10 protein-coding genes are annotated in these 11,822 nt (G+C 57.4%); 6 read left to right on the top strand and 4 right to left on the bottom strand.

From position 1 onward, the window contains the following. Positions 1-21: 21 nt before the first annotated feature. From K9N21_03450 to hypE, 6 genes are all read left to right on the top strand, one after another. A complete protein-coding gene (locus K9N21_03450) occupies positions 22-588 on the top strand; it encodes an indolepyruvate oxidoreductase subunit beta (protein MCF8142956.1) in 567 nt (188 codons plus the stop codon). Between the two features lie 5 nt (positions 589-593). Next, positions 594-1,217 carry a nucleotidyltransferase family protein gene (locus K9N21_03445; protein ID MCF8142955.1) on the top strand — a complete coding sequence of 208 codons (624 nt, stop codon included), beginning with the start codon at positions 594-596 and terminating at the stop codon, positions 1,215-1,217. A gap of 367 nt (positions 1,218-1,584) precedes the next feature. Beyond that, positions 1,585-2,877 (top strand): adenylosuccinate synthase, encoded by a 1,293-nt coding sequence (locus tag K9N21_03440; protein ID MCF8142954.1) that lies wholly within the window; start codon positions 1,585-1,587, stop codon positions 2,875-2,877. Positions 2,878-2,945: 68 nt separating this feature from the next. After that, on the top strand, positions 2,946-3,836 hold the full coding sequence (gene lsrF, locus K9N21_03435) for a 3-hydroxy-5-phosphonooxypentane-2,4-dione thiolase (GenBank protein ID MCF8142953.1): 891 nt from the start codon (positions 2,946-2,948) through the stop codon (positions 3,834-3,836). 354 nt (positions 3,837-4,190) lie between these two features. Further along, positions 4,191-5,210: an alcohol dehydrogenase catalytic domain-containing protein gene (locus K9N21_03430; GenBank protein MCF8142952.1), complete on the top strand. Its 1,020-nt coding sequence runs from the start codon at positions 4,191-4,193 to the stop codon at positions 5,208-5,210. A 205-nt stretch (positions 5,211-5,415) separates the two neighbouring features. Next, positions 5,416-6,426 (top strand): hydrogenase expression/formation protein HypE, encoded by a 1,011-nt coding sequence (gene hypE, locus K9N21_03425; protein ID MCF8142951.1) that lies wholly within the window; start codon positions 5,416-5,418, stop codon positions 6,424-6,426. A gap of 93 nt (positions 6,427-6,519) precedes the next feature. Here the strand turns inward: hypE and K9N21_03420 are convergent, their stop codons facing one another. The 4 genes from K9N21_03420 to K9N21_03405 form a co-directional block, all read right to left on the bottom strand. Next, positions 6,520-6,927 carry a YajD family HNH nuclease gene (locus K9N21_03420; protein ID MCF8142950.1) on the bottom strand — a complete coding sequence of 136 codons (408 nt, stop codon included), beginning with the start codon at positions 6,925-6,927 and terminating at the stop codon, positions 6,520-6,522. Between the two features lie 151 nt (positions 6,928-7,078). Next, complete coding sequence (locus tag K9N21_03415; protein MCF8142949.1) at positions 7,079-9,400, bottom strand: PAS domain S-box protein; 2,322 nt, start codon at positions 9,398-9,400, stop codon at positions 7,079-7,081. Between the two features lie 52 nt (positions 9,401-9,452). Then, complete coding sequence (locus K9N21_03410) at positions 9,453-10,976, bottom strand: SagB/ThcOx family dehydrogenase (protein MCF8142948.1); 1,524 nt, start codon at positions 10,974-10,976, stop codon at positions 9,453-9,455. Positions 10,977-11,245: 269 nt separating this feature from the next. Next, entirely contained in the window at positions 11,246-11,818 is a 573-nt protein-coding gene (locus K9N21_03405; GenBank protein ID MCF8142947.1) for an MBL fold metallo-hydrolase, read from the bottom strand. Between the last annotated feature and the right edge of the window lie 4 nt (positions 11,819-11,822).

The raw sequence follows: 11,822 nt of genomic DNA, 5'->3' as shown, positions 1-11,822 counted from the left end.
GAAAGGAAGAGATCAAGAACCATGGAAAATGTAAACTTCGTATTGAGCGGCCTGGGGGGGCAGGGGATCCTCTTCATGACCAAACTGCTGGCCCAGGCGGCCGTTAACAAAGGCCTCAAGATCATGGCGGCCGAGACCCATGGAATGGCCCAGAGAGGCGGTTCGGTGGTCTCTCATCTCAGGATCGGAGACGTGGCAGGGAGCCTGGTCAGGGCAGGTTCGGCCCATATCCTCCTTGCGCTGGAGGAAGACGAGGCCTATCGCAGCCTTCCGTTCCTCTCCCGGGGAGGAAGCCTCTACATCAATGCCCCGGCCAAAGCATTTGTTCGGGAAGAGGTCCGGCCTTACCTGGACAGGATGGAAATTGTATGCCGTCTTTTTCCTGCCTCAGAGACGGCTGCGGCGTCGGGATCGCCGATGGCCTCGAATCTGGCCCTCCTCGGCTTTTTTGCGGCCTTTCAGAACGGTCCGATCCGCGGCGACGAACTGAGACAGACCATCGATCAGGTCAGCCCCGACCGGTTCAGGGAGATCAATCTGAAGATCTTTGATCTCGGGTTCGAAAAGGGATCTAAAGGAACACCATAGGGCATATGAACCGGCATGGAGAGAAGGTTGCCGGGATTGTCCTTGCCGCCGGCGAGTCGACCCGCATGGGAAGGATCAAGCAACTCCTCCCCCTCGGAGAGGAGACGCTTATCGAACGGATCCTGGGCCGGATCCTGAAATCACGGGTGGACACCGTGGTTCTGGTGCTGGGGCACCGGGCGGGGGAAATAGAGGCGGTCATCACCCCGGGATTTAGCGATCCGAGGCTGTGCATCATCGAAAACCGCCGGTACCGCCGGGGAATCAGCACTTCCATTGCAGCCGGAATTTCACAGGTGGAAGGCACCCATGACCACGCCATATTCTTTTTAGCCGATATGCCGTGCATTCCATGGAATCTGATCAATCGCCTGCTCGACCGTCATCTGACTTCCGGCATGTTGATAAGCGCCATCCAAGATAAAGGGAGGCCGGCGCATCCGGTAATTTTCAGGCGGGAGATCTATCCGGAATTGAAGCGCCTTAAAGGCGACATGGGGGCCAGATCCCTGTTCCCCAAATACAATCAATCCATCTGTTTGATCCAGCCTGAAGAGGGGTATGACAGCCTCGACATCGATACCCCGGAGGACTATGCCGGGTTTAAAACCGGGGCAAGATCATTGTGACAGGAGTTATTCTCATTATGAAGTGATCATGAAGCAACGCCGTTGTGTGAGTGGCATCTTGCACGACGTTTTGCGGATAGAAAGTCGCTCCCTCAGGTTTATGGTTTAGTGCTCTTATTACCGGGTTTTCTGCCGCGAAAAAAAGAACATAGGGTCGTCCTTCTACTGCACGCTTGCCCTTCCGTCATTCCGGCACGATTCTGGCCGGAATCCAGGAATATGCCGAAATGACGGGACAGCGTGCTGAGAGATTGGTTGCGGTCATCCGCGTTAGAATCAAGCATTGCTTCCATGAAGTCCTTATGTGACATGACAAGAAGGAGGGGTCTCTTCTGTAGATCCCCATATACAATCCAAGGAGAGAGATATGGCAAATCTGGTAGTGGTCGGGACCCAGTGGGGAGACGAGGGCAAGGGAAAGGTGGTGGACCTCCTGACCGCCCGGTCGGATATGGTGGTGAGATTTCAGGGCGGCAACAATGCCGGCCACACCCTGGTGGTGGATGGGAAGCAGTTCATTTTTCATATTATTCCTTCCGGTATCCTTTACGAAGACAAGAAGTGCCTCATAGGGAACGGGCTCGTGGTGGATCCGGAGGTTCTCCTGGAAGAGATCGACGATTTGAAAAAGGCCGGGATATCCGTTGGTCCGGAGAGGCTGTCGCTCAGCGAGAAGGCCCATATCATCATGCCGTATCACAAGGCCATTGATCTGGCCAGGGAGAGGGCCAAAGGAAAGGCAAAACTCGGGACCACCGGTCGCGGCATCGGCCCCTGCTATGAGGACAAGGCGGCCAGAACCGGCGTGAGGGCCGTAGATCTACTGGACCCCGAGCTCCTGGAGGAGAAGGTCCGGGACAACCTGAAAGAAAAGAATTTCCTCCTGGAACGGTTTTTCGGCGCTGAGCCGTTGGAGGTCGGGGCCATCGTAGACAGCTATCTGGCCACGGGAGAAAAGCTGGCCCCGTTTATCACAGACGTCTCCCTGGAGTTGGACCGGGCCGTCAAAGCGGGAAAGCAGATCCTGTTCGAAGGGGCACAGGGGATACATCTGGACCTGGATCACGGCACCTATCCGTTTGTAACCTCTTCCAATCCCGCGGCAGGGGCCGCGTGCGCCGGTGCCGGGATTGGACCCAGACAACTTCACCATGTGGTGGGGATTGTCAAGGCCTATACCACACGGGTGGGGGCCGGACCGTTTGTCACGGAACTGACCGATGAAACAGGGGACTACATCCAGGCGCGAGGCAAGGAATTCGGCGCCACCACAGGAAGACGCCGGCGCTGCGGGTGGCTCGACCTGGTGGTCGTGCGGGACTCGGTGCGTCTCAGCGGTCTGGACAGCCTGGCCATTACCAAACTGGATGTCCTCACCGGGCTCGAACGGCTCAAGGTCTGCGTGGGATACGAAATCCAAGGGGAAAAGGTGGAGCAACGCCCGGCGAGCCTCAAGAGGATGGCTGCCTGCGTCCCGGTCTACAAAGAGATACCCGGATGGCAGGAGGATATCTCCGCGGCCAGGGACCTCAGTCAGTTGCCCGTCGCGGCCCGGGCCTATGTCCGTACCATCGAGGAGGTCACCGGCGTGCCCGTTTCCATTGTATCCGTGGGGGCCGGCCGGGAGGATACCATTGTAATCAAATATCCGGGGATGTAGGAATTTTGGAATTGGGGGATTGGGGGATTTTGAAATTGAGGAATTGAGGGATTTGGGAGGACAGCCGTATGGCAGATGCAGAAGGACTTCTGGAGGCAAGAGAGGTAAGTGAGATGCCGTCTGGGACGGAAGGCGCAAAAAAGAGATGGATCAAGGGTTCCGATAACCTGGGCTGGGGCATGAAGAACCGGCTCTCCCGTTTGATCAAGCCGGACGGCCATTGCCAGTTTCTTCCCATCGATCATGGCTATTTCCAGGGACCCACCCGGTGCCTTGAAAGACCCGCAGAGACCATCCGGGACCTGGTCCCCTATGCGGACGGCCTGTTCGTGACCCGCGGGGTCCTCAGGGCCGCCATCGATCCCCAAATCGAAACCCCTATTATATTAAGGGTGTCCGGCGGGACCAGCGTGGTGGGCAAGGATTTGGCCGATGAAATTATTACCACGTCCGTTGAAGAGATGCTCCGGCTGAACGTGGCCGCAGTGGGCGTTTCCGTCTTTGTGGGGAGCGATTATGAACGGGATACCCTGGAAAACCTCAGCATGCTGGTGGACGATTGCGAGGAGTATGGTATTCCGGTCATGGCCGTGACCGCTGTGGGAAAGGAACTGGAAAAAAGGACCGCCCGCTATCTGGCCCTTTCCTGTCGTATCGCCGCCGAACTGGGGGCGAAGATCGTCAAGACCTATTACTGCGACGAGGGCTTTGAAAAGGTGACGGACGGATGCCCGGTCCCGGTGGTCATTGCCGGCGGCCCCAAATGCGAGACCGAACTGGAGGTCTTTGAGTTTGTCCATGACGGGATGCAGAAAGGGGCCATCGGAGTCAACCTGGGAAGAAATGTCTGGCAGAGCCCCCACCCGGCGGCGGTCATGCAGGCCCTCAACGGGGTCATCCACGACGGTCTTACCCCCAGGCAGGCCCTCGATCTGTTTGAAACAGTGCGGGGCCGGTAGCCAACGTCTCCTGAATGCGGAACACGGAACTCGGAACGCGGAAGGGGGGGACAAGCGGAAAGCTTAAAGCCTGAAGCTGAAAGCGTTAGGAGCAGGGAGCAAGGAGCAAGGAGCAAGGGGCAGGGGCAGGGAACAGAGAGTAGGCAGTAGGCAGGAAGGAGTAAGCAGTTCCCAGCGAACAGGAACCGGGATCCACCATCGAGCATTCCCGCTGAAGACGGGATTTTTGCTACGCTTCGACCAGTAACTGGCAATCCCGCGTACCGCGGGATCTGCGCTACGCTTCGACCAGTAACCAGCAACAAGTATCCAGTATCCAGTAACGAGCAACCAGTATCTGCCATGCGCGTTTTGATGTATTACAGCAATAAGGATGTTCGGCTCCAGGAGATGCCCGTGCCCCAAATCGGTCCGGGCGAACTCCTCATGAAGGTGGCGGCCAGCGGGATCTGCGGCAGCGATGTGATGGAGTGGTACCGCCGCGACAAGGTCCCCCTTGTCCTGGGGCACGAGGTGGCCGGGGAGGTGGTTGCCGTCGGGGACGGGGTAGAGCGATTCAGCCCCGGAGACCGGGTGGCGGCCACGCACCATGTCCCCTGCAACACCTGTCACTACTGCCTGAGCAACCATCACACTGTCTGTGAGACCCTCCTCAGGGGGACCCATTTCGAGCCCGGCGGGTTCGCTGAATTCCTGAGGGCCCCGGCCATCAATGTGGACCGGGGGGTCTTTCATATCCCCGATGGGGTCAGCTTTGAAGAGGCCTCCTTTATGGAACCTCTGGCCTGCGTGCTGAGAGGCCAGAAGAACGCCCGGTTGCGTCCGGGACAGACAGTGCTGGTCCTGGGAAGCGGGATCTCCGGCCTTCTCCATGTGGGGGCGGCCCGGGCCCTCGGAGCCGGCCTGGTGGCAGCGGCGGATTCCATTCCCTTCAGATTGAAAAAGGCCCGGGAGATGGGCGCGGACCTGGTCCTTCACAGGGATGAGGATATCGTGGACCGGCTTCGGCAGGCCAACGAGGGGCGCCTGGCAGATCTGGTCATCATCTGTTTTGACGGGTTTATTCCGCTGGCCCTCAAGGTCGTGGAAAAGGGGGGCACGGTCCTCTTTTTTGCCGGGGCCCCGGAGGACGCCACACTTCCCGCGGCCATCAACGACCTCTTCTGGCGGACCGAGATCACCCTGACCAGCACCTATGCGGGGGCCCCCTCGGACTGCAGGACCGCCCTGAAGCTGATACGCGAAAAGACCGTCCCGGTGCTCAGGACCGTTACCCACCGGCTGGAGATGGCGGAGGGGCCGCTCGGTTTTCGAATGGTCTCCGCGCCCACCGAGCATGACTGCATAAAGGCCATCATTTCACCGCAACGATAGCCTCGAAACCCTATGACCGCACATGGCCTTAAACGGACTACCCATGAAAATTTCATCTCTGCAATCTCTGTGCACCCCAGCGAAGTTTCCCGCACTTATCCGCGCAGTCCCGGTGCAGCACAATTGCGATCATCAGCTGGCCGAAGGGGTAAGGAGTCAATCAACAATCGCCACTCCTCAATCATTTAATCTAATGAGGCCGTAAATGACGCCCGATCAGATTACACTGGATCACGGAAGCGGGGGCGAGGCCTCCCACGAACTGGTCCATGACATTTTTTTGAGCCGGCTGGATAATGAAATTCTTCGCCGGCTCGATGACAGCGCCGTGGTGGACCTGGCCGGGGGCCGGTTTGCCATGACCACCGATTCGTATGTGGTAGACCCGATCTTTTTCCCCGGGGGCGACATCGGGAGTCTGGCAGTCCATGGAACAGTCAATGATCTGTCCATGCAGGGGGCAACCCCGCTTTACCTGACCTTCGGCCTGATCTTAGAGGAAGGCCTCCCCATGGAGGATCTGGTCAGGATCATGGATTCGGCGGGCCGGGCCGCGCAAGAGGCCGGGGTAAAAGTGGTGGCGGGCGACACCAAGGTGGTGCCCAAGGGGAATATGGATAAGGTGTTCATCAATACCGCAGGGATCGGATCCATACCTAAAGGCGTGGAGGTGGGAAGTCATAATGCCCGGCCCGGCGATCTCATCCTGATCAACGGCGACATCGGGGACCACGGCATCGCCATCCTCGCCAGCCGGGAAGGGCTTAACTTTCAGACCGGCTTGACGAGCGACAGCGCGCCCCTCAACGGCCTGGTCTCCGCAATTCTGAAGACCAATGCCCGGGTACATGTTTTGAGAGATCCGACCCGGGGCGGGGTGGCCACGGCCCTCAATGAGATTGCAGGCCAGTCCAAGGTGGGGATACATCTCTTTGAAGACGCCCTCCCCATATCAAAACCGGTTATCGCCGCCTCGGAACTCCTGGGTCTCGACCCCCTCTATCTGGCCAATGAGGGCAAATGCCTGATCGTTGTTGACCCCGACGACGCAGAGGGGGTGCTGAAGGTCATGAGACGGCATGGCTACGGAAAGAAGGCCGAAATCATCGGTCGGGTCACGGATCAGAACCCGGGCCGGGTCCTCCTCCAGACCCGTGTGGGCGGCACCCGCATCCTCTCCATGCTCACCGGCGAGCAGTTGCCAAGGATATGTTGAGGCGTGAGGCGCCAGGAGCAGGGAGCAACGAGTATCCTCAATCCCTCAATTCCTGAATTCCTAAATTCCTAAATTCCTGAATTCCTAAATCCCTCACTCCCCATCCTTCCTCATCAGACCCTTGAGCCCGGAAAATGGACTGTGGGTAAATCCCGATCCCTCTTCGTCGCCGATGTTGATGCCTTTCCCTTCCAGATAATCGAGATGCCTGCGGTGCTCATTCTCGTGACAGTAGAGGCACAGATTTTCCCAGTTGCTCCCGTCAGGAGGGTTGTTGTCGTGATCATGGTCTTTGTGATGAACCGTTAGTTCATGTACGTTTCGATGGGTGAACTCCCGACCGCAGCGGGCACATACCCAGGGATGGATCTTCAGAGACTTCTCCCGGTAGCTCTTCTCGCGTTCTACCTGGGCCCGTCTCGCCCGGGCAACCACATCCTCAGTATTTTTTGGTCTGCCACCCCGCTGAGGCCTGCGAGGTCCGAAACTGCTGCCTGCCATGATGCGATCCTCCTGGTCGATCCCGTTTAAAGGCGCCGGCTTCCGGCTCCCACAAGCTATCCAATGGTCTCGTTTTCAGTAACGATGGCCCATCGGATACGACGGGAACTTTTTACCTTCCTATACACTCACCTTCCACACCTCTACCCGTCTAATCACAACCCGTCTCCGGGGCAGCCGGGAAAAGGAGCCGGAAGGTGGTGCCGCCCGATAGGTAACAGTCCGCGGCGTCCCTGCACTGGCTGCACTGATCGATGCTGCCGGGGCACTCCTGTCCGGTCTCTGAAATAAACCGGCATCTCTCCGACGCCATGTCGATATGAAACCCATAACGTTCTGAAAAGACCTTCATGCGGAGGAGGTCGGCTCCCTTTCCACCGGCATTGAACACATAGGGCCGCTTGGAAGAGTAATTCAGAGTCTCCTGGGTGGGAAAGAACCCCTCGAATATCCGCTTACGGTCTTCCGGGGGGATCCCCACACCGTAGTCCTTGACCGTCAGCTGGACCGCTTTCCCTTTAATTTCCGTGGACACCTCGATCTTCCCCTGGTCAGGGGTGTTTTCTATGGCGTTTCGGATAAGACCGTCCACGACCTTTTGCAGGACCTGGGAAGGGATGCATACGGGAGGGGCCTCTTCAAAATGGGTGACGATATCCACCCTGCGTCCGGAAAATTTGGGACTCAGGGCCTCGATGCTCTCCTTCAGAAAGACTTCCACATCGATCTCATCCGAACGGATCTCTCTGGGGCCGAATTCCTCATCAATGCGATCCCGTATCCGTTGAACGATCTCTCCCTCTCCTGTTTTTTCAGCCACCAGGATTTCCAGTTCGTCGGCACACAACTCCAGCAGGAAGGAGAGGATGGAATGGACCTTGTACTCAGGGTCCCTCATGATGTCTCCCACCTGATACTGGATGTCCAGGATCCGCTCGAGATTTCTCCTGGCCCTTTCAAAAGTGGCTTTCCAGTCCTTTTCCGGGAGGGCCTCCAGTCTCTTTGAGAGGAGGTTCAGAGAGGCGAGAAGGATGGAAACCGGGGTCTTCAACTCGTGGGAGAGATGGTCGATAATCCTGTCTTTTGCCCGGTTCAGGCTCGATACCTCCTGATAGGCTTCCTTCAACTCCTTGGAAAATCGGGCGTTTTCTACGGAAAGGGCGACAGTACTCGCGATCATGGTAAGGAGCCGCTTATCCTGATCATCGAAGTCGCCTGTCTTCTTGTTCATGGCGATCAACACCCCTGCGATCCGTTCCCTGGCCCGCAGGGGGACCACGACCAGGTTATGGGTGTGCATCCCGATGGTCTTGTCCACCCCGTCGTGGTAGTCCGGTTCTCTGGAGGTGTCGTTAACGATCACCCCTTCTCCTGTGGTGAAGACCTTTCCTGAAACGCTCTTTTCAAAGGGATGGCGAATGGTCTTGATCTGCTTCTCGGCCGATGCGTCCTCATACGCGGCCCCCATAAAGTGGAAATCGTTCCTCTCCTGATCATACAGGCCTACGGTCGCGCCTTCTGTATTGAGGACCCGTTTGACCTCGTTGCTGATAAAATCGAGGAGTTCTGTCAGGACCGGATACTGGGGCAATGCCAGGCTGATTTGAAAAAGGGTCTCGTTGGTTCGCTCCATCCTCCTTTGCTCGGTAACATCGCGCAAGATAAAAAGTTCGCCCAATCCATCGCCCGGATCAGAGGATACCTGGCCCCGGATGATCACGTCGAGAATGCGGCCGTCCTTGGTCATCCGCTGGGTTTCAATGGTGTCGTCCTTGTTTCTCAAAAGCCTTCGCAGATCATCGAGGGTCTGTTCTTTCAACCCGGGGGGGACAAAGGGGATGCTCTTTCCGATCAGTTCCTCCAGGCTCCATCCGAAGACCTCGGTAAATGCGGGATTGACGTAGGACACCTTGCCGGCCAGGGTAAATACCACCATCGGGTAGGGCACGAAGTCGAGGAGATTCCGCGTCCTCCTCCTCGCTTTTCTCCCCTTCTGGAATTCGGCTTCATACTGACGCTGGGCCTCCCTGAGCGCACTCCTGGTCTTATATTCCTGAGTGACGTCCCGGGCGATGCCGCGGAAGCCCATCTTCTGGCCTGCATGGTTTTTCATGAGATAGACGGAAAACTCGATGACCCTGGGACGGCCGTGGCGGTCATTTATCTCCCATACCAGGTTGGAAAACCCCTGATGGCTCACCCAGACCCGGTTCATGGCTTCTTGAAGCCTTCTCGCAGACCCCTCATCCATGAAACTGGTGAAATTCCGGTCTTGAATCTCTTCCCTCGTATATCCCAGGACCTGGCAGAAGGCGTTGTTAAACCCCCTGAGGTTTCCATCCGTATCTGTCTCATAAAACCCTTCGCCGGCCACTTCAATCATCTCGCGAAACGGGTGGACCGATGCCTCCCCTCCTTCCGGTGCAGCATTCATGATCTCTTGTTCCGATTCAGTTTCTTTCCTACGGGTCATATTTGGCCTCTTTCCCGTTCTGCAACCCCATTTTTGTCATTGACCCATTCGGTCACGTGATCCGGTTGGATTTGACATGGCCGACGGCCACCAGATAGAGGAGCCGGGATGCAGGGTTCAGACCCAGGAGGGCCGCCGCCTCCGTGTCATAAAATGCGCCGATACCACAACACCCGAGCCCCATGGCCTCGGCCATCAGATAGACCCTCTCTCCCATTTGACCGGCCGTCATCATTGCATACCGATATCCCCTCGGGCCCCAAATACGGTCAACTGTCTGAAGGTTGCTCAAAAAGACCACGTGAACGGCCGCCCGGGCCACCCACATCTGATCCAGACAGATATGCGCCATGCGGTCCAACAAGAAACCCTGACGGACCTGTGCCTGGGAGCGCGATCCAATATCCAGCAGGTAGAAACCGGGATCACAGCCTTCGGCGTTCCCCACGAGGAACCCGACCCCCAGGGATGGGTGCGGCCGAGGAGTATCTTCCCCATTCCCCCTATCCGGACTGGCGCAGATTCCGTTCAGCAAGGCTGTCAGGCAGTCCCTGGATATCGGCCTTTTCACAAAGTTACGCCTGGAACGGCGATGAAAGAGGGCCTCGGCATACCCCTCCTTCTCAGGCCATGGGTCAGGCGGATCATCCATCGGTTCCCACTTCTCCGGAACAGGGCACAGGAGGGAGATCATGGGGGGCACGGGTTCGGAATTCTGCACAACTGGAACCCCTGCCCGGTGAATCTCCCGCACCGCGGGGTAATCAATCTCTTTTTGGGAAACCCGGCTTGCATTCCGGATGAGATCGCCGGGATCATTGATTTCCTCTGCGCCTTGGCCGCCATATGCCGCTCTCCCCGGCGTCTTGCATATGGCCAAACAGACCTCTCTTTCTTCATCCACTCCCAGGAGACGATTGGTCCCGTCATCATCGAAATTCAGGGTGACGGCATTGGGAAATCCCAGCGACTTGAGGGCCAGGAGAAGATTCTCCAACAGGTGCCCGGCATCGAGCAGGTGATACCGGTAGGATCGTTCCCGGTATTTCCAGGCACTACGAAAGAATATGGCCGTGAGAAAGAACGTAAGGACCGGCACCCGGGTGTCAAGGATTTCTACTGCCTTTCCTGAAGACGCCGAGAAGTTCCCTTTCCTCACCGGGAACAGGCCGTGCCGGGCAATGGAAAAGTGATGGATCCCGTCCTGTACATGCGTAACGCCTGCCGTGGCCACATAGATTTCCACAGGATAGAGGGCGCCGGCCGAGGCCACATTCCGGTAATAGAAGTCGCCACCCGAATGCCGGGCCTTTGCCGTAAGGCTGTAGGTCAGGCGGAAGATTCCAGAAAGAGACTCCAGATCCATGTCCGTGGGTGCGAGAGCGATTTCAGGGTGTTTCAGGAGAGATGAGAGACGGGTTTCAGGCAGAGAAACATCTTTCGGAAGCAGGACAAGGTCACCCCCCGGATACTCCTTATAGACCGTGGGCTGATGTCCCCAGTCCAGATGGTGTCCCGTCATTTTTGCGCGGTCGTAACTGACACGCTGATGATAGGCAAACCCGGAAGTCTCCATACTGGATGCTCGTTGCTGGTTGGAGCGTAGCGAAAATCCCGTCTTCAGCGGGAATTCTGGATGCTGGATTCTGGTTTCTCTTCGCTGGGAACTGCCTACTCCTTCCTGCCTACTGCCTACTGCCTACTCTCTGTTCCCTGCGCGTTGCTCCCCGCTGCCTTTTACCTGCTCCCTGGGCCTCGCGCCTCCTCTCCTGCCCGGTTGCTTTGAGCTTCAGGCCCTTGCGCCTAACCCCTTGCGCCTAACGCCTTCCGCCTTGGACCCCTGTCTCACCGCCGGAAAAACGGATTGGACCTTCTCTCCCTTCCAATGGTGGTGTGGGGGCCGTGTCCCGGGTATACCCTAACATCATCGCCCAGAGGAAAAATCTTCTCCACCACGCCCTGTATCAGTTGATGGTGGTTGCCGCCGGGAAAATCGGTCCGTCCTATGGACCCTGCAAACAGGGTATCCCCGGTAAATACGGCGCCGGCCGTATGGAAACAGACCCCTCCCGGTGAGTGGCCCGGCGTGTGAATGACCGATATCTTGAACCGACCTGAAGAAATTTCCTGACCCTCCGCAAGATTTCCGTCCGGCCTGAACCCGAGGCCGCCTGCATCAAGGGGGTGGATCCATACCGGGGCCTTGGTTATTTCTTTCAACTCCCGGGCCCCGCCCACATGATCGATATGCCCGTGGGTGATGAGGATATATTGAATCGTGAGGCCCAGATGCGATATCTCTTTTACAATTCTAAAGACCTCATCCCCCGGGTCGATCACCAGACCCTCGCCGGTCTCTTTGTCGCCCAGGATGTAACAATTGGATTGATAAGGACCCACAGCCAGTTTTCGAAGCATGGCG

This window comes from Deltaproteobacteria bacterium, assembly GCA_021737785.1.
Classification (GTDB): Bacteria; Desulfobacterota; DSM-4660; order Desulfatiglandales; family Desulfatiglandaceae; genus AUK324.
Note: the sequence above shows the minus strand (reverse complement) of the source record. Positions and strands in the feature narration are given on the sequence as shown.

Bases quoted from the DNA above. Each gene is read 5' to 3' on its own strand.
- K9N21_03450 (MCF8142956.1), top strand. From the start codon at position 22: ATGGAAAATGTAAACTTCGTATTGAGCGGCCTGGGGGGGCAGGGGATC.
- K9N21_03445 (MCF8142955.1), top strand. From the start codon at position 594: ATGAACCGGCATGGAGAGAAGGTTGCCGGGATTGTCCTTGCCGCCGGC.
- K9N21_03440 (MCF8142954.1), top strand. From the start codon at position 1,585: ATGGCAAATCTGGTAGTGGTCGGGACCCAGTGGGGAGACGAGGGCAAG.
- lsrF (MCF8142953.1), top strand. From the start codon at position 2,946: ATGGCAGATGCAGAAGGACTTCTGGAGGCAAGAGAGGTAAGTGAGATG.
- K9N21_03430 (MCF8142952.1), top strand. From the start codon at position 4,191: ATGTATTACAGCAATAAGGATGTTCGGCTCCAGGAGATGCCCGTGCCC.
- hypE (MCF8142951.1), top strand. From the start codon at position 5,416: ATGACGCCCGATCAGATTACACTGGATCACGGAAGCGGGGGCGAGGCC.
- K9N21_03420 (MCF8142950.1), bottom strand. From the start codon at position 6,927: ATGGCAGGCAGCAGTTTCGGACCTCGCAGGCCTCAGCGGGGTGGCAGA.
- K9N21_03415 (MCF8142949.1), bottom strand. From the start codon at position 9,400: ATGACCCGTAGGAAAGAAACTGAATCGGAACAAGAGATCATGAATGCT.
- K9N21_03410 (MCF8142948.1), bottom strand. From the start codon at position 10,976: ATGGAGACTTCCGGGTTTGCCTATCATCAGCGTGTCAGTTACGACCGC.
- K9N21_03405 (MCF8142947.1), bottom strand. From the start codon at position 11,818: ATGCTTCGAAAACTGGCTGTGGGTCCTTATCAATCCAATTGTTACATC.